Consider the following 26,076-nt stretch of genomic DNA (forward strand, 5'->3'; position numbering starts at 1 on the left):
GGCGTCAACCTGGCTTCCGCGATGCCGCGGAGGTAAGCGAGAACCGTCGGTCGCTCACGAATATCCCGCTTGCGCAATCCTTCTGGTGCGCGGGTGGGAGTTCTCCGGTCAGCCGTCGGCGTGGCCGACGCACTGTTCCGCGGGAAGATGACTGTGGGCCCACTTGACCAGCGCCTCGAAAACGGGTGAGATCGCCAGTCCGTCGTCGGTGAGCGCGTAGGTCACGGCGACTGGAGGTCCGGGGTCCACCTTGCGCTCGACGAGATTTGCTCTCGTCAGTTCGTTGAGTCGGTCCGACAGCATCGAATCGCTGATGCCCAGTCCGCGCTTGAGCTCGGCAAAACCTGCCGGCCCGTGCATCAACGTGCCCAGCAGAAGTCCGTTCCAGCGTTTGCCCAGAAAGGTGAACGCCCGGGTCAGCGTCGCATCACAGGCGGGGGGCTGACCATCCGTCGACGATGCCACCGATGCAGCGCGACGAGTAGGCATGGGTCCGATCTTAGCAACTCTCGGTTTGGACTTAACTACTAGATTAGTAGTACCATCAAATTGAAGAGCCACACTGATTATAGGAGTAAATCGATGAGTGTAGATCTTGGGTATGACCTCGAACAGCTGGACGAGCGCGGCCGATCGCTGCTGTTCACCGAAGCGCGAACCGCCAATTCGTTTGCCGACATCCCCGTCTCCGACGACGAGTTGCAGGGCATCTGGGATCTCGCCCGGTGGTCTCCGTCGGGCGCCAACGCGCAGCCCCTGCGCGCGTTGTTCATCCGAACCCAGGGCGGGCGCGAACGACTGGCGCCGCACATGATGGAGACCAACGGCGACAAGGTTCTCGCCGCCCCCGCGCTGGCCATCCTGGCCTACGACGGACGCTTCTACGAACAGTTCCCAACGACATTCCCGGATCGTGCCGAGATGTACTTCCAGCACTTCTCCTCGATGCCGGAGGACGTCGTCAAGGACATGGCCGAGTACAACGCCGCTCTGCAGTCCGGTGTGTTCCTCATGGCGGTCCGCGCACAAGGGCTCGCTGCCGGCCCGATGGGCGGATTCGACCGCGCTGGTGTCGACGCGGAGTTCTTCGCCGGCACGACGTGGAAGAGCCATCTGGTTGTCACCATCGGACACCCCGGGGACAACCCGTGGTTTGACCGACTGCCGCGCGTCCCGGCGGAGACCGCCCTCGCCTGGGGGTGATCCATACCGACGGCAATAGACGTCGGCGCAGATCGCGAGCGAGCGCCCGAAACCGAGCGCGAGCCGTGGCGACTACATCTCGCGGCGAATGGCACCCTCGGCGCGCAGGTCGGCCAGCGTCGGGTAGCCGTTGATCGCCATCAGGAGATCGGCCTCGGCCAGCACCGACCGGAGGTGATGCACCAGCCCGTCCTCGCCGCCGACGGCCAGCGCGTATGCATAAGAGCGTCCGAGACCGACCGCGGTGGCCCCGAGCGCCAGCGCGAGGACGACGTCGCTCCCGTTGCGCACCCCCGAATCGAACAGGACCGGCGTATCGCCCGCGGCGGCCACCACGCCGGGCAATTGCTGCAAGGCGGGTAGTCCTCCATTCGCCTGGCGCCCAACATGATTCGAGCAGTAGATCGCGTCGGCACCGACGTCAATGGCGCGGCGGACGTCGTCGGGGTGACATACCCCTTTCGGAATGACGAGGAGATCGGTCACCTCTCGAATCCAGGCGAGGTCGTCCCAAGTGACCGGCTGCCCGAAGTTCGCCGCCCACGTCAGGATCGCAGTCGGCAGGTCCTCCTCCGGGCTCTTGGCGAGCTTGGCAAGGAAATTGGGATCGGTGAAGTAGTTCGAGACGCACATCCCACGCAGCTGCGGAAAGTTGGATGTAATGAGGTCACGCGGCCGCCAGCCAGGCGTCCAGGTGTCGAGGGTGACCGCGATTCCCTTGTACCCGGACTGCTCGGCACGGCGGATGAAGCTCAGCGCGAGGTCACGATCCCTGGGCATGTACAGCTGAAAGAAGCCCGGCGTCTCCTGGTGGACGGCACCGGTCTCCTCGACCGGGTCCATGGACAGCGTGGACTGCACGGCCGGGATTCCGGTGCGGTCGGCGGCGCGTGCGACCGCGAGATCGCCGTGGAAGTCCTGTGAGCAGATCCGGATCACCCCGATCGGCGCCATGAATACCGGCGACGGCAGCGTCATGCCGAACAATTCGACGGACAAGTCACGTTCGACCGCCCCCACACCCATTCGGGGCACTACGCCCCACTTCTCAAAGGCATCGACGTTTGCCCGCTGCGTCCGCTCGTTCCCACACCCACCGGCGACATAGGACCAGATCCAGGGCGGCAACACCTCCTGCGCCCGGTGTTCCAGGGACTCCGAATCCACGGGATACCTCGGAAGCCGGCCCTGGGTGCCGGCCAGGTATATCTCGAGTTGAAAAGCCCCGTAATCGGGTGTCATGTCAGTGCCTCCTCGTGGCGCAAGCCTGGGCGCCCAGATCAGCCTCCGAGTCTGGGCCGAGCCTTGTGACTGTGGTCACAACGCGACGTTCGACTGGGTCGCTGAGCCCGACAAGCCGGCACGCCCGTCGCCAAGGGCCCGCGTGTCGACTTCTGGGAATCCGGGCCCGAGCACGCGTGAAGCGCCTGATCCGCCTTTCACCTGGTATTTCATCCCAATCGTGGCATTTGTCGCTCGCGGCGTGACGGGTGAGCCCCCTCACGTCCACCCCCTTCTCGCTGGCTTCGCCGACCTTTCCGTGAGTAGCCTCGCCGTGTCCTTGCCGATACCGAACTGTTACCAAAAGACGAAATGGACAACGACGTGCCACGAAACCAACTGAACGCACACAACTCGACAAAGCCCGTCACCCGCGCCTGGACCACCAAGGTCAAGACCGGCGCCGTCGTAGCCTTCGCGGGCACGATCGGCCTCACCATCGGAGGCGCAGCCCACGCGGCGGCACAGCCCGCTCCCCCGATGCCCAAGCTGCCGGCAAACGTGACCCTGCCGCCGCAGATCCAAGACCTGGCGCGCAACTTCCTTCCTCTGCGCGTTGCCCCGCACGTGCCGGGCCGCGCCGTGGCGCCGACCAGCGGCACCGTCACCTCGGGCTACGGCGAACGCTGGGGCAGCCACCACAACGGAGTCGACATCGCCAACAAGATCGGGACCCCGGTCTACGCGGTGACCGACGGAGTCGTCCTCGAATCCGGTCCGGCGTCGGGCTTCGGCCAGTGGGTCCGCGTTCGGCAGGACGACGGCACCACCGGCGTCTTCGGCCATGTCGACAAGAGCTTTGTCCACGCCGGACAGAAGGTCAGCGCCGGCCAGAAGATCGCCACCGTCGGAAACCGTGGCCAGTCCACCGGGCCGCACCTGCACTACGAGGTCTGGGACAAGAGCGGCAACAAGATCAATCCGCAGGTCTGGCTGAACAAGCGCAACGTCCACCCGTGACCCGCTGACCAACCAACGCGGCCCGGGCGGAATCGTCGCTACGACGATTCCGCGGAACTCGCGACGACGCGACCCCGGTCGAGGACCTCGTTGAGCACGCGTGTGGCCGCCTCGACGTCTGCGGTGGGCAAGCCACCCCAGATCGGCGCGGTCAGCCGGGAGATCCTCGCTCCTGTTTGATCGAGGAACTCCCGGCCGCGCATGGTCAGCGCGTCGCCATCGAGCAACCCCTTCTCCGCCAGGCCACCGATGATCTGCTCGGCATCGGCAAAACGTGCCCGATCTGAGACGACCGCGGACAGGCCGGCGGGTCCGTTCGTGTTCTGCGCCGCGATCCGCAAGGTGACCCATTCCCTCTCGGAGATATTGGAGTCGCGCAGTACGGACTCCAGTAGTGCGCCGAGCGTCTTCTCGACCTGACCGATCAACTGGGGCCCGAACTCGATCATCCCGCTCTCCTCGCCGTCTTTATTCGTTGGTTGCACCAACAATACTCCGATAACGTTGGCCTGGCCAACGAACTGGTACGGTCACGATATGACGGATCGTCTCCGGCACCAGGCCACGTGGCTGATGAGTCGCGCGAACCTTCGCGCTCACACCCTCCTCCAGCAGGCGTTCTCCGCAGCCGATTCGCGGCCATACTTCTACCGCATCATGGCGACCCTGGAATCGGCAGATCGACTGAGCCAGGCCGACATCGGCCGAGCGACCGGACTGGATCGCAGCGATGTGACGAATTCACTCAGGACCCTCGAAGCGCAGGGTTTCATTGCGCGAGAATCGGATTCGACCGACGGCAGGCGAATGCTGGTCCGCCTGACCCCTGCCGGGCATCGCGAACTCGATCGCCTGGCCGCAGTCCTCGCCTCGGTACAAGAGGAATTCTTGGCGCCGTTGACTCCGAGCGAACGACAGACCCTGACACAGTTGCTCGACCGCCTCGGCTGATCCGAAGAGTACTGCTGTTGAGACGACAATGGACTCTCGCCAGGGGCTTCGAGGCTCGTCGTCAGGGCTCCTCACACCTCGGCCATCGGAGGGTCGATGCTCGCTGGGGGGGTTCACCCGAACCGTTCGGTCCTGATCCGCGCAGCGTCGTGTCCGGCCGCGATCATCGCCCGCGCGCAGTGCTCGACAAAATCCGTTGGGCCACAGATGAAGACGGTCGGTTGACGCTCGGGCGGTATGGTGACGGCCGTGAGTTCATCTGCGGTCACGCGACCGGGACGACGCGGATCACCGTCAGGTGCATTCCGGGTGTGGAAGTACGTGATCGGCATCCGGTGGTGCGACGACAGCTGATCGAGCTCGGCACCGAAGTAGCGTCGATCCGGGGCTCGTAGAGAGTAGACGAGGTTGAACGGCACCGACGGCGCGGCGACCTCGCGGAGACGAATCATCGACATCAGCGGCACGATTCCCGAGCCGCCACCGATCAACTGCACCGGCTCGGTGCCGGCCGGGTCCCACGTGAACCAATTTCCGTGTGGACCGCTGATCTCCAGAGGGTCGCCTCGTTCCACGACATCGACAAGGTAGGGCGACACCTCCCCGTCGTCGGCCCTCTCGACAGTGACCTCGATGGTGCGGGTCTCACGAACATCGGACAGCGAGTAGGCACGCGCGGTGGAATAGCCGTCCTCGGCGGTCAGTCGGATGTCGACATGTGCACCCGCGTCGGCCTTAAACGGTTCGCTCAAGGCCAATCGGAAGGAGCGGGCGGTCGGCGTTTGCAGCTCGGCTGCGATCACCGTGGTGACCTGCCAGTGGGTGGTCATGAATAGCGCTGCTCACGCCAGGGGTCGCCGTAGATGTGGTATCCGCGTTCCTCCCAGAAACCTGGCGCATCGTGGGGCATGAACCGAAGGCGCCGAACCCATTTGGCACTCTTCCAGAAGTAGAGGTGCGGTACCAGAAGGCGTACCGGACCGCCATGTTCGGGCGCGAGGGGCTCGCCGTCGTAGGTGTCGGCGAGCCATCCCTTGCCGTCGACCAAGTCGGCCAACGGCACATTGGTGGTGTATCCGCCGTAGCAGTGCGCCATCACGTAGGCGTCGGGCTGCCAGGGCAGAACTCCCAGTAGGTCATCGAAAGCCACACCACGCCAACGGGTGTCGAACTTTGACCAGCGGGTCACGCAGTGAATGTCGGTGGTGAGGTCCCGATGCGGCAATGCACTGAAGGCCGCCCAGTCCATTGAGTGCGCGCGATGCTCGGACGATTGGATGGTCAGTCGCCAAGAGTCATGGGGCAGAACAGGTGTCGGCTCCGCGGAGAGCACCGGGAAGTCGACGGTGGAGTATTGTCCGGGCGGAAGCCGATCGGCGGCGCGGTCCCGACGGCCGACAAAACCTCGATTGACAATCGCCATCGGGCGCAACCCCCACTTTCACGATCACTTCCCCTTTCACCATATACCGAGGTAGGGGGCTTGCGGCAAGGCCCCCATCGTGGTGCACCATGGTCGACTCCGCCACCTCACGGAAGAGACTGCATGCCGTTCGACCGCCCCATCTTCACCCTTGCCGCCGACCATCCCGCTCACGCCAACCCGACTCTGATCACCACTGACACCGAATGGATGGCGCGTATCGCCCAACACCTGGAGCACTCTGTCAGCACGCTCACCGCCCGGCTCGACGAGCTGCGCCGAACACTGTCGGGCAACGAATGGCAGGAGGCGTCCGATCGTGATCTGGAGATCCGCGGTCTGACCTCGAGACTCGCCGTACTCCGACGCCACGAGCGCGACGTCTGCCTCGGGCGTTTCGTCTGTCGCGATGGCAGCATTGTCTACATCGGCCGCGTCGGTCTCGTTGACTTCGACGGCGACGTACTGCTCGTCGATTGGCGCACTCCGGAGGCCGAGCCATATTTCGGAGCGACGCAGGCTCATCCCGCAGACCTGGAGAGTCGGCGTAGGTATCGCTGGTCGCAGGGCAGCATCGTCGACTTCTGGGACGAGATCCTGGTCGACGCCCCGCTCACCCACCCGGTCGCTCCGGACGACGATTCCGCGTTCCTTGCCACGCTGTCGGTCGGACGTTCGCCTCGGATGCGCGATGTCCTCGGCACTATCGCATCAGATCAGGACCTCGCGGTGCGCGCGCCGTCGCAGGGCGCACTCGTCGTCGACGGCGGTCCCGGAACGGGCAAAACCGTTGTCGCACTACATCGTGCCGCGTACTTGCTTTACGCCGACGAGCGCGTGAGCGGGCACCGTGGCGGCGTGCTGGTGGTGGGACCGCACGAGCCGTATCTGGGCTACGTCGCCGACGTCTTGCCCAATCTCGGTACCGACGGGGTGCGGCTGTGCACACCGAACGACATCGTCGCCGAGGGCGAACAGTCTCGGCCAGAACGCGATCCGGGCGTGGCGCACCTCAAGGGCTCGCTGGCGATGGTGCGCGCAGTGGAACGCGCGGTGCTGTTCTATGAGCAACCACCGTCGACGACCACGGTCGACACACTCTGGGGCGAAGTCACGTTCACGGCCGCCGACTGGTCGGAGGCCTTCGATGCCGCCGGCGACGCGCCACACAACGAAGCCCGCGAACACATCTGGAAGACGCTGAGCGATATCGCCGTGGATTCGATTCGCGCCGTTGTCGGGGACATCACGAGTGAAATGGTCAGCGCCGCACTGCAGTCCGACGAGGACCTGGCTGCCCTGGTCAGCCGCTCCTGGCCCATCGTGCACGCCACCGACATCGTCGGCGATCTGTGGACGGTTCCGGCATTCCTGCGCTGGTGCGATCCCGACCTCACCGAGGACCAGGTCCGGCTACTCCAACGCCCCGATGGAGCGGCGTGGACATCCGCGGATCTCCCCCTCCTCGATGCTGCCCGTCGCCGCCTCGGCGACCCCGGGGCCGAGCAGCGTCGTCGGCGCCGCGCAAAGGTACTGGCCGCCCAGCGGGCAGAAATGGATGACGTGGTGAGCCACTTGATTTCATCGAGAGAGTACGACGACGGCGAAGGCTTGATGTCGATGCTCCGGCAAGGTGACCTGCGCGACGCGCTCGTCGACGAGAGCGAAGTGCCTCGTGCAGATCCCGACCTGTTGGCCGGTCCCTTCGCACACATCATCGTCGACGAAGCGCAGGAACTCGCCGACGCACAGTGGCACATGCTGACCGACCGATGCCCGTCCGGGAGCATGACCGTCGTCGGCGACCGCGCACAGGCTCGGCGAGGGTTCTCGGAGTCGTGGACAGAACGCCTCACCCGCATCGGGCTGGGCGAGGTCCGAATCGTGCCTCTCAGCGTCAACTACCGCACCCCGGCGGAGATCATGGAGACCGCCGAACCCATCATCCGCGCCGCCCTCCCCGACGCCAATGTGCCCACCTCCATACGCCGATCCGGCCGGCCCGTCGGGCACATTCCGATCGTCGACCTCCACGGGTTCCTGGACAAGTGGCTCGCGGATCATCCCGACACGACGGCATGTGTCATCGGCGACGCCACGTTCGACGAGAGGCCGCGCGTCCGGTCACTGAGCCCCGAACGAGTCAAGGGCCTCGAATTCGACCTGGTCATCGTGGTGCGGCCGGAAGACTTCGGCTCTGGTATCACCGGATCGGTGGACACCTATGTGGCCATGACCCGGGCCACGGCAGAATTGGTCATCGCACGGTGAGCGAGTATGCAGGGAAACGAGGATGCAGGAGCAGGCGATGGACCATCGACGTCTGACAGTCAACTGTTCGATCCTCTTCCGGTCGTTGCCACTGCATCAGCGCCCGCAGGCAGCCCGAGAAGCCGGTTTCGACGCCGTCGAGTTCTGGTGGCCGTTCGAGTCCGCAGTGCCCAGAGACAGCCATGTCGACGCGTTCGTCACGGCGATCGGCGACGCCGGTGTTCGACTGACCCATGTGAACTTCGCTGCGGGCAACCTCGCGGCTGGTGACCGCGGCCTGGTCTCCGATCCTCGAGCATCCGGCGAGTTCCGAGACAGCGTCGACGTGGCGGTCGGCATCGGTAAGCTTTTGGGGACAGTCGGTTTCAATGCGCTCTACGGCAACCGGATCGAGGGCGTCGGTGCCGACAGCCAGGATCACCTGGCCGCCGAGAACCTCGCATTTGCCGCGCGGGCCGCGGCGACGATCGACGCGGACATTCTGATCGAGCCCCTCAGTGCGATTCCCACGTACCCGCTGCGGCGTGCCGCCGATGCGATACAAGTCATCGAGCGCGTGCGACGAGAACACGGGTGCCGCAACCTCAAGCTGCTCGCCGACCTCTACCATCTGGCGGTCAATGGCGAGGATCTCGGGATGGTCTTATCCGGTCTCACCGATGACATCGGTCACGTGCAGATCGCCGATGCTCCCGGCCGAAGCGAACCCGGCACCGGGACATTGGATCTCGCCGGCCACCTGAGGACCCTGGCGGCCGAAGGCTATCGGGGATGGATCAGTCTCGAGTACGAGGCGACGCGCCCGGATCCGTTCGACTGGCTCCCGGGGTTCGCCTGGGGCACAACGTAATCAGCAACCGACCAGGGAGCAGAAGTGACATCGATCGCATTCATCGGACTCGGCGTGATGGGCAGCCCCATGGCGATCAACATGGTCCGGGCCGGCCATCGGGTCGTCGGCTTCAACCGGACACCGTCGCGAGCCGCAAATCTCGTGGAGGCCGGGGGCACGGCCGCGGATTCGATCGCCGAAGCGGTTTCCAACGCCGAGTTCGTCGCCACCATGGTGCCCGACTCCGCCGATGTCGAATCGGTCCTGACCGGCCCCGACGGTGTCTTCACCCATGCCGCACCGGGAACCGTGGTCATCGATTTCTCCACCATCAGCCCTCACGTGGCCATGGGCATGGCCGACGCAGCAGCCGAGCACGGCCACGTCTTTCTCGACGCACCGGTCTCCGGCGGCGAGGAGGGCGCCATCGACGCAAAGCTGTCGATCATGGTCGGCGGACCCGACGACGCGTTCGCGAAGGCCCGGCCCGTGTTCGATGCGGTCGGCACCACCGTCGTTCACGTCGGATCCAGCGGCAGTGGCCAACTCGTCAAGGCCGCCAATCAACTGATCGTCGCAGCGAACATAGCGGCACTGTCCGAGGCCATCGTCTTCCTCGAAGCCCACAACGTGGACACGTCGTCTGCTGTTCGCGTCCTCGGTGGTGGGCTTGCCGGGTCGACGGTTCTCGACCACAAGGCGCAGCGGATGATCGACCGCGACTTCGCTCCGGGCGCACGAATTGACTTGCACCACAAGGATCTCGGGATCGTCACCGCGTCGGCACGCGACGCCGGGCTCGCGCTTCCGGTCGGAAACCTCGTCGCCACGTTGATGGCGTCGGCACGCGCCAACGGGGACGGCGGGCTCGACCACAGCGCATTGTTCCGCAGCGTCGAACGACTGTCCGGGCGACTCGGCTGAGAGCCTCCTACCCGTTAGCCGCGTTCCTCGCCACAAACCGCTAGTGTGGTCGGAAACCGCTGGTGCGCATAGGGTTTATGACCATCCACGCGGCTTCTGACATTGCGCCACGCCGATAGCCGGCACCCACGACAACCGGTGCCGAGTTGGAGAACGCGAGTGCTGCAGCACTCGCGTTCTCCAACTCAACTCGAGTTCTCGTAGATCAACGTGGTAGGTGGCCAGACAGAAGCCCAGGCCGCGCCCGACCGGGCGGTGATGTGCCATGGATGCCCTCAGGCCACACCCTGTGCCGAATCGGGTAAACCGTGTGCTGCAGCGCACAGATTCTCCAACAGGACACAGAGTGTCCGGCGCGCCTCCCGCGACAGTCTGCATCTCTCCAGGTCATAGCGGTGGTCACCGAACTCGTCGAGTCAGCGGCCCCGTCGAGGTGGTCGTGGTGAACGCGGGCGATTGCGGCGTCGTCACTCGCGTGAGGCATCCGCCCCAGAATCGTCAGAAGGCACCCCGGGACACGATCGACTTTCCACCGCCGTGATCCGAAGGCCCCCGCGCACCTCACCGCAGGTCAAACCTGCCGTCGGACAATCCAGGGCTCCCGACGATGACACAATATGGCTCGAAATCGTCGGAGTCGATGCGGTGAACGATCAGCGCAGGTACGGGTTGGGTGAGTCGGGTGAGTAAGTACGCGATCATCGGGGCAGGGCCCAGCGGGCTGGCAGCCGCACGGGCATTGCAAGCTGCGGGCATCGCATTCGTCGGGTTCGAGGCGGCGTCCGGGGTCGGTGGGCTGTGGGACATCGACAACCCGCGCAGCACCGTGTACGAGTCCGCTCATCTGATCTCCTCGCGAACCACCACCGAGTTCAGCGAGTTTCCGATGAACAGCGCGATCGACTATCCGGGTCACCGCGTGCTCAAGCGCTACTTCGACGACTACGCCACCCATTTCGACCTCACGCGGCATTTCCACTTCGACACCCGTGTGGATCGAGCTGAACCCAAGGGCGACGGATGGTTGCTCACGGTCACCACACGTGACGGCGAAGTCACCGAGTTCGTCGATGGTGTGATCGCGGCCAACGGCACCCTGGCCGAGCCGAATGTGCCGGAGTTCGCGGGCGAGTTCACCGGTGAGATCCTGCACTCGAGCAACTACAAACGTGGAGAACAACTCGCCGGCAAACGAGTGCTGCTGGTCGGCGCGGGCAACTCCGGCTGCGACATCGCCGTCGACGCCGTCCACCACGCCGATACCGTGGACATGAGTGTGCGACGCGGCTATTACTTCGTGCCCCGATATCTCTTCGGGCGTCCATCAGACACCCTCAACCAGGGCCGGCCACTGCCCCGGCGTATCAAACAATTCATCGACACCCGCCTTCTGAAGCTGTTCACCGGTGACCCCATTCGGTTCGGTTTCCCCACACCGGACCACCGGATATACGAGTCGCATCCGGTCGTGAACACGGCGATCCTGAATCACCTGGGCCAGGGTGATCTGCGGATCCGCCCGGACGTCGAACGCTTCGACGGCACCACGGTCACCTTCCGCGACGGCAGCAGCGGGGACTACGACGTACTCCTACTGGCCACCGGCTACCGACTCGACTACCCGTTCGTCGACTCTGCCCTGCTGAACTGGACCTCGGACGCACCCGAACTGTTCATGAACATCTTCCCGCCGGACTTCTCCGGCCTGTTCGTGATGGGAATGGTCGAGGCGTCCGGTTTGGGATGGCAAGGACGGTACGAACAGGCCGAACTGATCGCGGCCTACCTACACGCCGTCGAGCACGACCCGGCCGCTGCCGAAGCGTTTCGGTCCCGGGTTCGCGAGAATCCGTGGCCGGACCTCACGGCAGGCTATCGCTACCTCGGCCTGGCGCGAATGTCCTACTACGTCAACAAGGACGCCTACCGTCGAGCTGTGCTGAAGGAAACTGCGGTGCTTGCGGGCGAGACCCGAGCACACCCATGACACTCGCCGCCGGTATCGACGAGGTCACCGTCAACTTCACGCCAGGATCGCTGACTCTCTTGAGCATCCTGCTCGCGTTCATCATGTTCGGTATCGCCCTGGACACCACACCACGGGACTTTCGGGTGGTCGCACGGCATCCGCGCCCATTCGTCCTCGCCATCGCGGCCCAATTGCTGATCCTGCCGGCGATCACCTTCGTGTTGACGTTGATCCTGCCCGTAACCCCCTCGATGGCGTTGGGCATGCTGCTCGTGGCGTGCTGCCCACCGGGCAACATCTCGCAGATCCTGACGCATCGTGCCGGGGGCAATGTGGCGTTGTCGGTCTCGATGACCGCCGTGAGCAATGTGATCTACATAGTCGCTCTGCCACTGAGCATTTCCTTCTGGGGATCCATCCACCCCGACGCCGGCGATCTGCTGACCGACGTCCGACTCGACCCAATGCGCATGTTGGTCGAGATCGCACTCATCATCGGGGTGCCCTTCGCGTTGGGCCTAGGACTGCGAAGCGCGTACCCACGCTTCGCCGACCGCGTGCAACCCACCGTGAAATGGGTTGGGCTGCTTGCTCTTGTCGGGTTCGTCGTGGCCGCGTTGGCCGGAAACTGGGAGGCCTTCGTCTCTCACCTCGGCATCATCTTGGTGGTCGTCGCCATCCACGACTCCGCGGCGCTGGGGATCGGGTGGTCGACCGCGGCGGTCGGTGGCCTCGGCACTCGTGAGCGCAAGGCGATGACCTTCGAGGTCGGCATCCGCAATGCCGGCCTGGGACTCGGTCTGGTGATGACCTTCTTCGACGGACTGGGCGGGATGGCAGTCGTGGCCGGCTGGTGGGGAGTGTGGGACGTCCTCGCCGGGTTGGTGCTGGCAACTGTGTGGGGCCGTCACACGCTCAGGCGGACCGGCTCGGCGAAAGGTGACGCTGCCGTGGCCAATCCGGTGGCGTCCTGATGACCAACGTGCTGGTGACCGGCGGGGCCGGCTTCCTCGGGTCGACTGTGGTGCGTGAACTCGTCGGACGTGACGAGGTGGACACGGTGGTGTCCGCGGACATCCGGATACCCGACGCACCCCGTGCGGGCGTCGTCGACGTGCTCCTCGACGTCACCGATCCCGATCGCATCGAGCCGCTGCTGCGCGAGCATCACATCGACGTGGTCGTGCACCTGGCCGCCATCGTCAATCGTGGACGGGACGTCGACCTGGAGTACCGGGTGGACGTGACGGGAAGTGCGAATGTGCTGCGCGCGTGTGTCTGTGCGCAGGTTCGGCGAATCGTGGTGTCGAGTTCGGGTGCGGCATACGGCTATCACCCGGACAATCCGGGGTGGATCAGCGAGGACGAACCGACGCGAGGCAACGACGAGTTCCCGTACTCGCGGCACAAGCGACTGGTTGAAGAGATGCTGGCCCGCACGCGCGTCGAGCACCCGGGACTCGAGCAGGTGGTGTTTCGGATCGGCACCATCCTCGGCCCCACCGTCGCCAATCAGATCACCGCCCTGTGGGATGGCAAGCGAATCTTGGCGATTCGAGGTTCGGACTCGCCGTTCGTCTTCGTCTGGGTCGACGACGTGGCGCGTGCCATGGCGCGCGCCGCCACCGACGGGCCGGCCGGGATCTTCAACGTCGCCGGCGACGGCGCATTGACCGTCGAACAGATCGCCGCGCGACTCGGCAAACCGCGCTTGACAGTTCCTGCACCGCTGTTGGCCGCAGGGCTGCTCGTGGCGCGTGCGTTGCGTCTGACGCCCCACGGTCCCGCCCAGGTCCGGTTTCTGCGCTACCGCCCTGTGCTGGACAACACCCGCTTGAAGTCCGAGTTCGGATACACCCCGGAGCTCACCACCGCCGACGCATTCGACGCGTACCTGAACACACATCCGGACGTCGTCGCACGCTGAGCGGCGCCCATCGGCCACCCGGCCATTGATGTCCCACGCACGGGACCCCGAGCGAACCGGCGACAGGTGCGGCTGCCACGAACAGTGTTGTCTCGCAGATGAATCGGTAGGCCAGCATGGCGCCGTTCGACATACCGAAGACGAACACTCTCGACTCGTGGATGTCGACCGTGCGTTTGACGTCGGCGACAACCTGTTTGACGAAGCCGACATCGTCAACGCCGTGCAGAGAAGCCATGCCACAGCACGCCCCGGCGTTCCAGAAACCATTCAGTCCGTCGGGGAAGGCCGCGACAAAGCCACCACGGTCGGCCGCCGCATCCCCAACCGAAGCGTTCCTCGGCCTCGTGTCCGCTGCGAAGTGCACCGTGCAGCACCACGACCAGCGGGGCCGGAACCCGCAGACCGGCAGGCCTGTACAGGTCGTAGCCGCGGTCACCGATCCGATGGATGTCAGGAGTGGAGGGCGAGCACTAGCGTTGCGCGACGCGCACCCACTTCATCCCGGAGTATCCGGTGTTGGTGCAGCGCACCGTCTGACCGCCGGGAGCCGTGCGGAACTTGCCTTCCTCGGACAGCAAGCAGGGTGCCCCGACGCGTGGTTTGGTGGCGGCATCGGCATGCCCGGCCACACCGAGAACGGTTCCGCCTGCGATGAGGACCGACAAGACGAGGGTGCGCATTTTCATGGGCTGGATGGTAGTTCGAGTGCCTGGTAGTCAACAAAAACGGGTCATTCATTCGGCAACATCGGTGCCGGAGTAGATCTACTTCGCGTGTTCGTCGGTCAGGTAATGCGCCGACGCGGCCGACCTGGGTGAGAGGTCGGCGGTGCGCAAGTCCACCGCCGGTAGTCGGGTGACGAGTTTGTGTCCCCACCACAGCCCCAGAAACACGAACAACGCGCCGTAGGCGGTCAGCCATAGTTCGAGATTGCCTGCGCTGCCGTCGCGGATGGCGGGCAGGTTCTGGCCGGCGATGACGGCCACGCACATGACCAGCGCGATGATCGGGCCGGCCGGATACAGCCATGCCTTGTACGGCAGGTCGTCGAGCGGTCGCTCTTGCGCATGCCAGGCCCGCCGGAAGCGGTAATGGGCCCAGGCGATTCCCATCCAGGTGACGAAACCGGCCACCGACGACGCGGTGACAAGCCACACGTACGCACGTCCGTCGCCCACCCTGCTGGCGAGGAAGCAGAGAGCTCCGATGGCCGCGGTGGCGGCCACTGCCAGTATCGGGACTCCGGTGCGAGTGACGTGCGCGAAGGCGCGTGGAGCGCTGCCTTCCAGGGACAGGCCGAACAACGCCCGGGTCGCGGCAAACAGGCTGGCGTTGCCGGCCGAGAGAATGGCGATCAGGATCACGGCGTTCATCATCGACGCCGCGACCGAGATGCCCGCCTGACTGAACACCAGGGTGAACGGCGCGATCGCTATGTTCTCCTCGGAGGCATTCAGCAAGTTGGGATTGGTGTACGGGATCAGGAATCCGATGATGGTCAGGGTTCCCACGTAGAAGAGCAGGATCCGTACGAAGACCGTGCGGACGGCACGCGGGATGGCTGTCTTCGGATTGACCGCCTCACCTGCCGCGACCGCGATCATCTCCGTGCCCTGGAACGCGAAGCCCGCGATCAGGAACACCGACAGCATGCCGAGCGGAAAGTCGACGAACGGCGCGTCGCCGACCGTCCAGTTGCTGAACCCGGGCGAGGGCATGTCACCGACGACACCGAGAATCAACAGGACGCCCACGAACAGGAACACCACCACCGCAATCACCTTGATGGTGGCGAACCAGAACTCCGCCTCACCGAAGGCCTTGACCGCGAACAGGTTCAGAGCCAACAGACCCGCCAGGAAGACCACCGACCAGACCCACGACGGGACGTCGGGCAGCCAGTACTTCATGATCAGCCCGGCAGCCACCACCTCCGCGGCGAGAGTGATGGACCAGTTGAACCAGTAGTTCCATCCGGCCGCGAAGCCGAAGGACGGGCTCACGAAGCGCTTGCCGTACTCCTCGAACGGGTTGCTGCACGGGATGTACGCCGACATCTCGCCCAGGCTCTGCATGAGGAAGAACACCATAGCGCCCATGAGCAGGTATGCCGTGATCGCGCCACCCGGTCCGGCGTCGGCGATGGTCGCACCCGACGCCACGAACAGACCGGTACCGATGGCGCCGCCGAGGGCGAGCATGCTGATGTGACGGGTTTGCAGCCCCTTGCGCAGGGACTCGTCCGGGGTGATCCCGAGAGGACTCGACATTCGCTGAGCTTAACCGCGATTCGACGGCCTGGCGCGCATTCCCTGACGGACACACCACTAGCGACGAAAGAGCTTGTTCCCCAACCACACCAACGGGTCGTATCGACGATCCACCACCCGTTCCTTCATCGGGATCAGCGCGTTGTCGGTGATCTTGATGTGTTCGGGGCACACCTCGGTACAGCACTTGGTGATGTTGCACAGTCCCAGACCATGCTCGGTCTGTGCCGAGTCGCGGCGTTCGGCGACGTCGAGCGGATGCATGTCGAGTTCGGCGATTCGCATCAGGAAACGAGGTCCGGCAAAGTTCTGCTTGTTCTCCTCGTGGTCACGGACCACATGGCAGGTGTCCTGACATAGGAAGCACTCGATGCACTTGCGGAACTCCTGCGACCGTTCCACGTCGACCTGCTTCATCCGGTACTCCCCCGGCTCCAAGCCTTCGGGTGGGGTGAACGCCTGGATCTCGCGGGCTTTCGCATAGTTGAACGAGACGTCGGTGACCAGATCGCGGATCACCGGGAAGGTGCGGAGCGGTGTCACCGTGATGACCTCGTCCTCGGTGAAGGTCGACATCCTGGTCATGCACAGCAGCCTCGGGCGACCGTTCACCTCCGCCGAACACGAGCCGCATTTGCCGGCCTTGCAATTCCAGCGCACAGCCAGGTCGGGGGCCTGTGTGGCCTGCAGACGGTGGATGATGTCGAGCACCACCTCGCCGTCGTTGGCGAGCACCGTGTAGTCCTGGAGATCACCGCTGTCGGTGTCCCCGCGCCACACCCGAAACTTCGCGTCGTAGCCCATCTTGTCTCCTCGTGACCGTCAGTTCTCCCCGTGGCCGTCCGCGTCGGGGTGCCCGGCGATCTCGTCGGCGGTGTAGTACTTCTCGATTTCGGAGAAATCGAACAGCTCCAGCAGGTCCGGGCGCATCGGGATCTGATCTTCGCGGACCACGGTGACCTCGGGGACCGGCGAATCGTCACCGGCGTCAGCGGTGCACACCAGCAGCGTGTTACGCCACGTCGCGTCCATCGCCGGGTGGTCGTCGCGGGTGTGACCGCCTCGGCTCTCGGTACGGATGAGTGCCGCCTTCGCGACGCATTCACACACCAGCAGCATGTTGCGCATGTCGACCGCCAGATGCCAGCCGGGGTTGAACTGCCGGTGACCCTCGACCTGCATGCCGCCCAACCGGTTTCGCATCTCTTCCAGGTCGGTGATCGCCTCTTGCACCTCCGCCTCGTTACGGATGATGCCCACCAGGTCGTTCATGAACTGCTGCAGTTCGGTGTGCAGTGTGTAGGGATTCTCGGGCTTCCCTTGGGCCGGAGGATCGAAGGGAGCCAGCGCGAAGGAAGCTGCACGCTCGACGTCTTCGGCCGCGATCTCCGGTCGTCGGTCCAGCGATTCGACATAAGACGCGGCGCCCAGTCCGGCCCGGCGCCCGAACACCAGCAGGTCCGACAATGAGTTGCCGCCCAACCGATTTGACCCGTGCATTCCACCGGAGCATTCCCCTGCGGCGAACAGGCCGGGCACGCGCGACGCAGCGGTATCCGGGTCGACCTCGATCCCACCCATCACGTAATGACAGGTCGGACCCACCTCCATGGGCTCGGCGGTGATGTCGACGTCGGCCAACTCCTTGAACTGGTGGTGCATCGACGGAAGCCGGCGAACGATCTCGTCGGCGGGCATGCGGGAGGCGATGTCGAGGTAGACACCCCCGTGGTCGGTGCCACGGCCCGCCTTGACCTCTTCGTTGATCGCCCGGGCCACCTCGTCACGGGGCAGCAGATCGGGAGTGCGCCGCGCACTGTCGTTGTCGGCAAGCCATTTGTCGGCTTCCTCTTCGGTTTCGGCGTACTGCCCTTTGAACACCGGCGGGATGTAGTCGAACATGAAGCGCTTGCCCTCGGTGTTCTTCAAGACACCACCGTCACCTCGAACACCTTCGGTCACCAGGATGCCCTTGACCGACGGCGGCCACACCATGCCTGTCGGATGGAATTGGATGAACTCCATGTTGATGAGGCTCGCGCCGGCGCGCAGGGCGAGTGCATGTCCGTCGCCGGTGTACTCCCATGAGTTGGACGTCACTTTGAACGACTTGCCGATGCCGCCGGTCGCGAGCACCACCGCGGGTGCCTCGAACAGGACGAAGCGGCCCGATTCGCGCCAGTAGCCGAACGCGCCGGCGATGGCGTCGCCGTCTTTGAGTAGCTCGGTGATCGTGCATTCGGCAAACACCTTGATCCGCGACTCGTAGTCTCCGGTGGCCGCGTAATCCTCTTGCTGCAGCGAGACGATCTTCTGCTGCATCGTCCGGATCAGTTCGAGGCCGGTCCGGTCGCCGACGTGGGCGAGCCTCGGGTAGGTGTGACCCCCGAAGTTGCGCTGGGCAATCCGCCCGTCGGCCGTTCGATCGAACAGGGCGCCATAGGTTTCCAGCTCCCAGACCCGATCCGGCGCTTCCTTGGCATGCAGTTCGGCCATGCGCCAGTTGTTGAGGAACTTACCTCCGCGCATGGTGTCTTTGAAATGCGCCTGCCAGTTGTCCTTGGAGTTGGCGTTGCCCATCGATGCGGCACAACCACCCTCGGCCATCACCGTGTGTGCCTTGCCGAACAACGATTTGCACACCACGGCAACCGAATAGCCCTTCTCACGAGCCTCGATGACCGCACGCAGCCCGGCACCGCCCGCACCGATGACGACGACGTCGTAGCTGTGGCGTTCCGGTTCAGTCATCTAGCCAAGACCCCCTACTGTGAAATCGATTGCACGACAGTGATTGTGAACATGTCAGTCGTTGTGAAATCCAAGGGGTGTCACCCTACGAATCTCAGGTCAGAGATCGTGTCGCTGGCCACCAGCATGATGTAGAAGTCGGTGAGCACCAGGGTGCCGAGGGTGATCCAGGCGAACTGCATGTGCCGGGTGTTGAGCTTCGACACCTGGGTCCAGATCCAGTACCGGACCGGGTGGGCCGAGAAGTGCTTGAGCCGGCCTCCGGTGACATGCCGGCACGAATGGCACGACACGGTATAGGTCCAGAGCAGCAGCACATTCGCCACCAAGATGACGTTGCCCAGCCCAAAGCCGAACCCGCCGTCTTTCCCGTGGAACGCGGTGATCGCGTCGTAGGTGTTGATCAGCGAAACGATCACCGCGACATAGAAGAAGTAGCGGTGCACGTTCTGCACGATGAGCGGTAGCCTGGTCTCTCCCGTGTAGCGGCCGTGCGGCTCGGCCACCGCACAGGCCGGCGGGGAGAACCAGATCGAACGGTAGTAGGCCTTGCGGTAGTAGTAGCAGGTCAGGCGGAATCCCAGCAGGAACGGGAGCACCACGAAACCGAGCGGGATCCACATCGGGAGTTCCGGAAACGGGGTCCCGAAATGACTCGAACCCGGCACGCACGACTCACTCAGGCACGGCGAATAGAACGGCGTCAGATAGTGATAGTCGGCAACCCAGTACGCGCTGCGAACAAACGAACGCACCGTCGCATAGACGATGAAAGCCGACAGACCGAGCACCGTCAGCAGCGGCGACAGCCACCACCTGTCGACCCTCAGGGTTCGCGCCAGAATGCGCGCCCGTCCCGGAGAAAAGACCCCGGTTGCCTCCCGCTCAGCTGCGGGGGCGCTCACTTCGTTCGCTCACGCGAGTGGAAGCCCAGCCCTTCGTCTTGTGCACCGAGCCACGCCGACTCATCCGACTTGCTGTCCGGTACGTATATGACGTCGTCCTTGCCGCTCTTGGCCTTGAGGAGGGGCGGCGGCGCATGTTCGAAGTCGTGCAGATCGATTTCGAGCCGGTCGAGGTCGTTCGTCATCCGTCGAACGGCGTCGACATCGCCATACCGTGCTTTGAGCTTGACGATGTGGTGCCGCAGCGTCCCGATGCTCCGATGGAGTTCATTCATCTCGGCCGTTACCATGGGACTCCCTCCAAGAACTATGTGATACGCACCACAGTACCGTCGGGGACCCCTCAGTCAACGACATTCCACTACAACATGTCGTATTGACCTCTCCTGGGTACCCTTCCTCGCAAGCATGCGAACAAATGCATGCTCGTGGAGGCGCCGCAGAGGTGACCGGCTCCCGAACCTGAGCGTTGCCCGACCGGAAGGGAACCGAGGTGGCGGACGACACCGCGCCCGACGACACGGGGCCGGGCGAACAGAGACCACGCGCGGAACGACGCTGGGCCGCATCGGCGTGCGTTCTCGTCTCGATGTCGGTGCCGTTTCTTCTGCCCGGCCACTACGGCCCGGGCACCGACTGGTTCATCCCCTGGTTCTTCCCCACCATTCAGGGAGTGGCACTCCTCGCTCTCGTGATCGCGGACCCCGGCCGCATCGACCGGCCCGGTCCGTGGGTTCGCGGACTGTCGCTCGCGTTGGTCGCAACGATCGCCGCGGGCGCGGCGTGGGGATCGGCGAGACTGGTCTGGGATCTGCTCCACGGCAGCCCGCAGACGACCAACGCCCTGGAACTCCTCGTGTCCGGTGCGCTCGTCTGGATCCAAACCATCATCGCGTTCGCGTTCCTGTATTGGGAACTCGACAACGGCGGGCCGGTCAACCGGCATCTGCATCCCCGCGAGTACACCGATCTGGCGTTCCCCCAGCAACTCAATCCCGAACTTGCCGCTCCGGGCTGGCGGCCGGTGTTCTTCGACTACCTCTACCTCGGCCTGAACAACGCCACCGCGTTCAGCCCGACCGATGTCCTGCCACTCGCCCGATGGGCGAAGCTCGCCATGGCTGTGCAGTCGATGCTGTCGATCGTCATCCTGAGCCTCGTCGTCGCCAACGCGGTCAATCTGCTCGGCTGACACCATCCGCCGGGCCATGGGCGTTCCCGGGCGTCGCGCGCGCTCGAAAGACTGCCGGCGAGACACCGTGTTGCCGCTTGAACGCCGCGCTGAAGGCAAACGGGCTGCCGTAGCCGACCTGTCGCGCAATCGATGTCAGGGTCTGCTCTGGATCGGCGAGGAGGTCGGCGGCGGCCGACAGCCGCCAGTCGGTGAGGTAGGTCATCGGGGGCACACCGACGAGGTCGGTGAAGCGTCTGGCCATCGCCGCGCGTGACACGCCGGCCGCGGTGGCCAGCGAGGCCACCGTCCATGGCTGGTCAATCCCGTTGTGCAGCAGGCGTAGAGCATGGCCGACGACCGGGTCGGAGTGTGCGCGATACCATTTTGCGGCGCGAACATCGCCGCGTTCCATGGCTTGTCGCAGCCCCGTGATGAGAAGTAGATCGAGCAAACGGTTGAGGACGGCGTCTTGGGCAGGCGAGTCACGGACGATCTCGTCTTCCATGAGCGCGATCAGCGGATGGTCGCGCAGGGACACCAGGGTGAAACGGTCGAGAGCGTCGAGAAGGCGTCGGCTCACCTCCCCACTCGCATACGTGCCGATCAGCATGATCGCTTGCGCCGCAGTATCGTCGGCGCAGTTTCCCCACGAACGCACGCCGAAGCACATGTCCTCGGCGACACTGTGCGTGCCCGTCGGGTCGAAGCACTGACCACCGGTGTCGATGCGCGCAACCCACTCGTGTTCGGGTTCGTCGGCGATCACATACGGATGAGTCCCACGCACCAGCGCGACATCGCCGGGTCGCACCCGATAGCTCACACCGTCGTCATAGGACAGCGTCGACTCCCCTCGCGTGACCGCCACGACGGTGAGCGGAGCCGTGTCCTCGATGCGAACCGACCAGGGCGACGCCATCACCATGCGCAGCATCATGGGGCTGTGCGCGCGCGGACCGTTCAGCAGACTTCCCAGAGCATCCACGACCACGAGAGTACGCCGCGATGAGACGATCGGACATGCAACTGATCCTATGAGCCATGGATCGTCTCGCCTGAGGGCGGTGTACTCGATGCATGACACAACTCTCGACACTCCCCGACGCAACCATTCAACGCCCCGACCTTCGCCCGGCCCTCATCGTCGGCGCGTCCGGCAAGACCGGACGGCGCATCTCCGATCGACTCGATGCGCGCGGGGTTCCCGTCCGCCGGGCCGGCCGGTCAACCGAACCCCGGTTCGACTGGACCGACCGCACCACCTGGGCGTCCGCTCTGGAAGACGTTGGACTGGTGTACATCTCCTATCAGCCCGACCTGATCGCCGACGGAGCGGTCGCCGACATCGCGGAGTTCGTGCGACTCGCCGACAAGGCGGGTGCGGCACGGCTCGTTCTGCTTGCCGGGCGCGGTGAACCCGAGGCCGAGCATGCCGGCCGTGTCGTGCATGCCGCGCAGGCAGATTCGACCGTCCTGTCCTGTGCGTGGTTCGACCAGAACTTCTCCGAAGGCGGCTTCGCCCCGGAGATCGACGCCGGGTCGTTGACGCTGCCGGTGGGCGAGATTGGTGAACCGTTCATCGACGCCGACGACATCGCCGACGTGGCCGTCGCCGCTCTCCTCGACACGACGTCAGACGGTGAGAACCCACACGCCGGCAAGACCTACGACCTGACCGGCCCGCGGCTACTCACCTTCGCCGAGGTGGCCACCGAACTCGGCGGGGCCACCGGAGCCGCAATCGCCTTCCACCGCGTGACCCACGATGAGTACCGCGCGATACTGGCATCGGCAGGTCTCGACGCGCCGACGATCGAACTCATGTCCACCCTGCTGACGAACCTCTTCGATGGGCGGAACTCCAGCGTGACCACCGATGTCGCCGACGTTCTCGGCCGCCCGGCCCGCGACTTCACCTACTTCGCCGCCGCCTTCGCGGAGCGTCATCGATGATGTCCGACAACGTCATCCGGACTCCGCGGCCATCCGTCCGGCTCGCACGGCCTCTGCCAGCACAGCATGGTCGGCCTCCACGTGGTCGGCGTAGCGAACCGCGAAGCGGCCGATGACCTCGTCAAGTTCCTGGTCGCCGGCGAGGTAGCCACTCAACAGCCGAGGATCGAGCGAGCGTGAATGTGCGCGGGCGAGCAGCGCCCCGGCGAGTCGGCCGTAGTCGTCGAGGTGATCTGCTTCCAACGCACTCGGGTCGATGTCACCCTTCAGATTCCGGAACTGGCGCACGATGTACGGGATTCCGTCGATGGTGGTCCAGCCAAGCAGAATGTCGGTCTCGGCCTGAACGAGCCTGGCGCCGTGCACAATCCGCTTGCCCTCGTGTGACGGCTCTGCCGCCGACAGATATGGCGCCAGCGACGACGGTTGAGCCTGCTTGATCTGCAGGACGAGTACCTCGTCGGTGTTGCCCAGCAACAGCGCGACATAACTGCGGAGGCCGACGCTTCCGGTACCCACGATCCGAAATGCCACGTCGGCCACCGAGTAGCGGCCGATCAGGTTGCGCCGGGATTCACGCAACGTGTCGACGTACCGCTCGAGTCCATCGATCACAGCGTCGGCCACGTCTGCGTCCACCGAGGTGAGCGTGGGTGGCTCTTCGACGAATCTGCGGTGCTTGACACCCGTTTCGTGGTCGTCGAAGTGTGCGGTCCACTTCTCTGCCACCCGCGCGCTGGTGTTGCGGCTGGCCTTCTTCGCGGCCTTGGCGAAATCGTCGAGCAACGCATCCGCCTTGGCGCGCGTGATGACCGACTGATCGGGCAAGGCACTCCAGGATTGGAGGAAGGGTTGCTGCGCGAGTTCACGAATGGTTCGCCGGTAAGACTTCACCGCGTCCTCGGCGGCCTCCACGCACTCCGTGTCGGGCACACCACCTTCCCGACCCGCGAGCACCAGGCTGGTCGACAGCCGTTTGAGATCCCACTCCCACGGGCCGACGATCGTTTCGTCGAAATCGTTGATGTCCATGACGATGTCACCCTCTGGGGTGCCGTATAGACCGAAGTTGGCGGCATGGGCATCGCCGCACAGCTGCGCTTCGATGCCGCTCACCGGAGACGCGGCCAGGTCAGCCGCCATGAGTCCGGCCGAGCCGCGGTAGAACGCGAACGGTGACGACACCATTCGGCCGATGCGGAGTGGAATGAGGTGCGGCAGCCGACCACGATTGCTGGCGTCGATGAAGTCGAGGACACCGGGGCGCTCAACGGATTCGACGACCCGGTCGTGTGCCTCGATCGGGATGGTGTGGCGCAGTTGCTTGCCGCGCTCGAACAGGGACGTTCCGCTGACTGTCTGACGCAGGTTCACCTGCGACTTCTCCTTGGCCACGAGGAGAATCTAACCGGATCAGTGGTGCGGCCTGCGTTGTCTGAACGAATCTGCTTTCGTCCCCGACGAAACCGGTGATCGGCGTGTTTGAATACTGCAATGTTCGGACTGCTCTCACCGTGCCGCCACGCGTTCGACGATGAGTTGATGTCGCAGTGGCGCAGTCACATGTGCGGGTTGTGCGTGTCCTTGCGCGACAACCACGGCCAGGCAATGCGCCTGACGACCAACACCGATGCGGTCATGGTGTCCGTGCTGACCGCGGCACAACGCGTCGAGGCGCCCGCCTCCACGGAGGTGGGCAGGTGCGCGCTGCGCGGAATGCGCCCGGCCACGGTGGTCGCCGCGTCGGAACCTGGAGTGCGACTGGCGACCACCACGTCGCTCACCCTCGCCGCCGCAAAGGCTTTCGATGTCACCGCCGAACAGGACCACGCGCTGGCACCTCGGTCTCGGGTGCGGTCGGCAGCGCTGCGCCAGGCGGGCCGGCGCCTCCGCTCAAGTGCCGGCGCAGACGAGTCGACCGCGATGCAGCTCGGCGTCGACGATATCCTCGAGACGCTGTCTCACCAGGCCGAAATCGAGTGTGATAGTTCAGAACTCGACCAGATCACCCAGGCATCCGGTCAGGCCTGCGCGCAGGTGTTCGCATCCTCCGCCGAGTTGTCGGGAACGCCCGCCAACGCCGACCATCTCGCGGCAATCGGATTCGACTTCGGCCGCATCGCGCATCTCCTCGATGCCATCGACGACTACGAATCCGATCACGAGTCAGGCAGCTTCAATCCTCTCCGGGCCACGGACACGTCACGCGAGACCGCGCTCGCGGAATGTCGCACGCTCGCCGACGCGATTCGAACCCGCTATGCGAAACTGACCGTCCACGACGACCGGTTGCTCAGGGTCCTGCTGCTCGGCGGACTTCAGCGCGCGATCGGCAGGCGCGAACCCCGATCCGAGTGTCGCGCAACCCATCACCATCGCATCCCGACCGCCGCCGACACCCAATGGCCACCGATGCGACCACCCAACTATCCCGATGACTGGCCCTACCCGCCGCCATTCAAACCGAACCGCAAGCTCCACGAACGCATCCTGCCGTTCATCGGTGTCTCGTGCTTCGGCAAGGCCTGCGTCGTCGACCATTGGAACCACTGCAGCGACAAGTGGAAAGACGCCGCGTGCGACGACTGCGACTGCTGCGATTGTTGCGACTGCTGCGATTAGCGCCTGTCGGCTGATCGACGAGGTCGGTGACCACCGCTCTGAACTGGGCAAATGCAGCAGGCCGAGGAGTCGCTCCTGACACTCTGTGTCCTGTTGGAGAATCTGTGTGCTGCAGCACACGGTTGACCCGATTCGGCACAGGGTGTGGTCCGAGGCCACCCATGGCACACCACCGCCCAGGGCGGCCTCGGCTTCGGTCTGGCCATGTCCCGCGTCGTCCTGCGAGAACTCGAGCCGAGTTGGAGAACGCGAGTGCTGCAGCACTCGCGTTCTCCAACTCGGCTCCGGTTGTCGCGGGTGCCGGCCGCGCGGAGGCTCCGGGCCGCATGGGCGGCCACGTTCTTCCTGTCTCCACGATCGCCGACGACGTCGGCGGGTGGGTCGCTGATCCGAAGAGTCTGGTGACCACCGCGCTGACCTGGTCAAATGCGTCGGTGCCGTGCCCGCAAAATCTAGGGGAAGAGTTTCTTCCCCGGGTTTCACAGTCGTCCGCGAGAAATTTCTGGAGGAGGACACCAAGGGTAGGGGAAGAAGTTCTTCCCCTACTTTTCGTGGGTGCCGCGAGCGTGTGAAGCGTTCGACGGGACGCGTCGGTCGACAATGCGCGGGCTCGACGAGGCAGGTGGCAGCGCCCTCGATGTGAGGTGTCTGCGCGCG

25 protein-coding genes are annotated in these 26,076 nt (G+C 64.7%); 12 read left to right on the forward strand and 13 right to left on the reverse strand.

Translation table 11 applies throughout. The features are described from left to right. Window positions 1–108 precede the first annotated feature (108 nt). Window positions 109–489 (reverse strand): winged helix-turn-helix transcriptional regulator, encoded by a 381-nt coding sequence (locus tag ACWDTF_RS18700; RefSeq protein WP_240855716.1) that lies wholly within the window; start codon window positions 487–489, stop codon window positions 109–111. A gap of 93 nt (window positions 490–582) precedes the next feature. Between ACWDTF_RS18700 and ACWDTF_RS18705 the strand changes: the two genes are divergently transcribed. Then, window positions 583–1,203 carry a malonic semialdehyde reductase gene (locus tag ACWDTF_RS18705; protein ID WP_240855718.1) on the forward strand — a complete coding sequence of 207 codons (621 nt, stop codon included), beginning with the start codon at window positions 583–585 and terminating at the stop codon, window positions 1,201–1,203. Between the two features lie 72 nt (window positions 1,204–1,275). Here the strand turns inward: ACWDTF_RS18705 and ACWDTF_RS18710 are convergent, their stop codons facing one another. Beyond that, window positions 1,276–2,445 (reverse strand): alpha-hydroxy-acid oxidizing protein, encoded by a 1,170-nt coding sequence (locus ACWDTF_RS18710; RefSeq protein ID WP_449754833.1) that lies wholly within the window; start codon window positions 2,443–2,445, stop codon window positions 1,276–1,278. Between the two features lie 351 nt (window positions 2,446–2,796). Between ACWDTF_RS18710 and ACWDTF_RS18715 the strand changes: the two genes are divergently transcribed. Then, on the forward strand, window positions 2,797–3,444 hold the full coding sequence (locus ACWDTF_RS18715) for a M23 family metallopeptidase (protein ID WP_449754834.1): 648 nt from the start codon (window positions 2,797–2,799) through the stop codon (window positions 3,442–3,444). Window positions 3,445–3,482: 38 nt separating this feature from the next. On the opposite strand, the gene ACWDTF_RS18720 is transcribed toward ACWDTF_RS18715, so the two are convergent. Then, window positions 3,483–3,893 (reverse strand): hypothetical protein, encoded by a 411-nt coding sequence (locus ACWDTF_RS18720; RefSeq protein WP_240855722.1) that lies wholly within the window; start codon window positions 3,891–3,893, stop codon window positions 3,483–3,485. Window positions 3,894–3,981: 88 nt separating this feature from the next. On the opposite strand from ACWDTF_RS18720, the gene ACWDTF_RS18725 reads away from it, so the two are divergent. Continuing rightward, the gene (locus ACWDTF_RS18725; protein ID WP_355275651.1) at window positions 3,982–4,395 is read left to right on the forward strand and encodes a MarR family winged helix-turn-helix transcriptional regulator; all 414 of its coding nucleotides are present in this window, start codon (window positions 3,982–3,984) and stop codon (window positions 4,393–4,395) included. Between the two features lie 113 nt (window positions 4,396–4,508). On the opposite strand, the gene ACWDTF_RS18730 is transcribed toward ACWDTF_RS18725, so the two are convergent. Continuing rightward, entirely contained in the window at window positions 4,509–5,225 is a 717-nt protein-coding gene (locus ACWDTF_RS18730; RefSeq protein WP_449754835.1) for an FAD-binding oxidoreductase, read from the reverse strand. Continuing rightward, on the reverse strand, window positions 5,222–5,818 hold the full coding sequence (locus ACWDTF_RS18735; protein ID WP_240855727.1) for a sulfite oxidase-like oxidoreductase: 597 nt from the start codon (window positions 5,816–5,818) through the stop codon (window positions 5,222–5,224). Before ACWDTF_RS18735 ends, ACWDTF_RS18730 begins: the two co-directional genes overlap by 4 nt. Window positions 5,819–5,941: 123 nt before the next feature. Between ACWDTF_RS18735 and helR the strand changes: the two genes are divergently transcribed. From helR to ACWDTF_RS18765, 6 genes are all read left to right on the forward strand, one after another. Continuing rightward, window positions 5,942–8,089, forward strand: coding sequence for an RNA polymerase recycling motor ATPase HelR (gene helR / locus ACWDTF_RS18740; protein WP_433254988.1), 2,148 nt, complete (start codon window positions 5,942–5,944; stop codon window positions 8,087–8,089). Between the two features lie 37 nt (window positions 8,090–8,126). Beyond that, the gene (locus ACWDTF_RS18745; protein WP_449754836.1) at window positions 8,127–8,939 is read left to right on the forward strand and encodes a hydroxypyruvate isomerase family protein; all 813 of its coding nucleotides are present in this window, start codon (window positions 8,127–8,129) and stop codon (window positions 8,937–8,939) included. Between the two features lie 24 nt (window positions 8,940–8,963). Continuing rightward, window positions 8,964–9,845 carry a 2-hydroxy-3-oxopropionate reductase gene (locus ACWDTF_RS18750; protein WP_449754837.1) on the forward strand — a complete coding sequence of 294 codons (882 nt, stop codon included), beginning with the start codon at window positions 8,964–8,966 and terminating at the stop codon, window positions 9,843–9,845. A gap of 682 nt (window positions 9,846–10,527) precedes the next feature. After that, window positions 10,528–11,832, forward strand: a complete 1,305-nt coding sequence (locus ACWDTF_RS18755) for a flavin-containing monooxygenase (RefSeq protein ID WP_449754838.1) — start codon at window positions 10,528–10,530, stop codon at window positions 11,830–11,832. Next, a complete protein-coding gene (locus ACWDTF_RS18760) occupies window positions 11,829–12,788 on the forward strand; it encodes a bile acid:sodium symporter family protein (protein ID WP_240855735.1) in 960 nt (319 codons plus the stop codon). The genes ACWDTF_RS18755 and ACWDTF_RS18760 overlap by 4 nt, the downstream gene beginning before the upstream one ends. Beyond that, window positions 12,788–13,741 (forward strand): SDR family oxidoreductase, encoded by a 954-nt coding sequence (locus ACWDTF_RS18765; protein WP_240855736.1) that lies wholly within the window; start codon window positions 12,788–12,790, stop codon window positions 13,739–13,741. The genes ACWDTF_RS18760 and ACWDTF_RS18765 overlap by 1 nt, the downstream gene beginning before the upstream one ends. A gap of 473 nt (window positions 13,742–14,214) precedes the next feature. On the opposite strand, the gene ACWDTF_RS18770 is transcribed toward ACWDTF_RS18765, so the two are convergent. The 6 genes from ACWDTF_RS18770 to ACWDTF_RS18795 form a co-directional block, all read right to left on the reverse strand. Continuing rightward, window positions 14,215–14,430, reverse strand: coding sequence for a hypothetical protein (locus ACWDTF_RS18770; RefSeq protein WP_240855737.1), 216 nt, complete (start codon window positions 14,428–14,430; stop codon window positions 14,215–14,217). A 78-nt stretch (window positions 14,431–14,508) separates the two neighbouring features. Further along, window positions 14,509–16,014, reverse strand: a complete 1,506-nt coding sequence (locus ACWDTF_RS18775; protein ID WP_240855739.1) for an amino acid permease — start codon at window positions 16,012–16,014, stop codon at window positions 14,509–14,511. 57 nt (window positions 16,015–16,071) lie between these two features. Continuing rightward, complete coding sequence (locus ACWDTF_RS18780; protein ID WP_240855741.1) at window positions 16,072–16,818, reverse strand: succinate dehydrogenase/fumarate reductase iron-sulfur subunit; 747 nt, start codon at window positions 16,816–16,818, stop codon at window positions 16,072–16,074. Between the two features lie 18 nt (window positions 16,819–16,836). After that, complete coding sequence (locus ACWDTF_RS18785) at window positions 16,837–18,765, reverse strand: fumarate reductase/succinate dehydrogenase flavoprotein subunit (RefSeq protein WP_449754839.1); 1,929 nt, start codon at window positions 18,763–18,765, stop codon at window positions 16,837–16,839. An 80-nt stretch (window positions 18,766–18,845) separates the two neighbouring features. After that, window positions 18,846–19,670: a hypothetical protein gene (locus ACWDTF_RS18790; protein ID WP_240855745.1), complete on the reverse strand. Its 825-nt coding sequence runs from the start codon at window positions 19,668–19,670 to the stop codon at window positions 18,846–18,848. Continuing rightward, complete coding sequence (locus ACWDTF_RS18795) at window positions 19,667–19,960, reverse strand: hypothetical protein (RefSeq protein ID WP_240855748.1); 294 nt, start codon at window positions 19,958–19,960, stop codon at window positions 19,667–19,669. The genes ACWDTF_RS18790 and ACWDTF_RS18795 overlap by 4 nt, the downstream gene beginning before the upstream one ends. A gap of 203 nt (window positions 19,961–20,163) precedes the next feature. Here ACWDTF_RS18795 and ACWDTF_RS18800 point away from each other — a divergent pair, with 203 nt between their 5' ends. Further along, complete coding sequence (locus ACWDTF_RS18800) at window positions 20,164–20,862, forward strand: hypothetical protein (RefSeq protein WP_240855750.1); 699 nt, start codon at window positions 20,164–20,166, stop codon at window positions 20,860–20,862. Here the strand turns inward: ACWDTF_RS18800 and ACWDTF_RS18805 are convergent. Next, window positions 20,846–21,829, reverse strand: a complete 984-nt coding sequence (locus ACWDTF_RS18805; RefSeq protein WP_355275633.1) for an AraC family transcriptional regulator — start codon at window positions 21,827–21,829, stop codon at window positions 20,846–20,848. The two genes, ACWDTF_RS18800 and ACWDTF_RS18805, sit on opposite strands and share 17 nt — an antisense overlap. 92 nt (window positions 21,830–21,921) lie before the next feature. Here ACWDTF_RS18805 and ACWDTF_RS18810 point away from each other — a divergent pair, with 92 nt between their 5' ends. Further along, window positions 21,922–22,797: an NmrA family transcriptional regulator gene (locus ACWDTF_RS18810; RefSeq protein ID WP_449754840.1), complete on the forward strand. Its 876-nt coding sequence runs from the start codon at window positions 21,922–21,924 to the stop codon at window positions 22,795–22,797. 12 nt (window positions 22,798–22,809) lie between these two features. On the opposite strand, the gene ACWDTF_RS18815 is transcribed toward ACWDTF_RS18810, so the two are convergent. Continuing rightward, window positions 22,810–24,192: a DUF2252 domain-containing protein gene (locus ACWDTF_RS18815; protein ID WP_355275629.1), complete on the reverse strand. Its 1,383-nt coding sequence runs from the start codon at window positions 24,190–24,192 to the stop codon at window positions 22,810–22,812. 99 nt (window positions 24,193–24,291) lie between these two features. Between ACWDTF_RS18815 and ACWDTF_RS18820 the strand changes: the two genes are divergently transcribed. Further along, entirely contained in the window at window positions 24,292–25,419 is a 1,128-nt protein-coding gene (locus ACWDTF_RS18820) for a DUF5685 family protein (protein WP_240855759.1), read from the forward strand. Window positions 25,420–26,076 lie beyond the last annotated feature (657 nt).

It is taken from the genome of Gordonia sp. NPDC003422, from assembly GCF_053588675.1.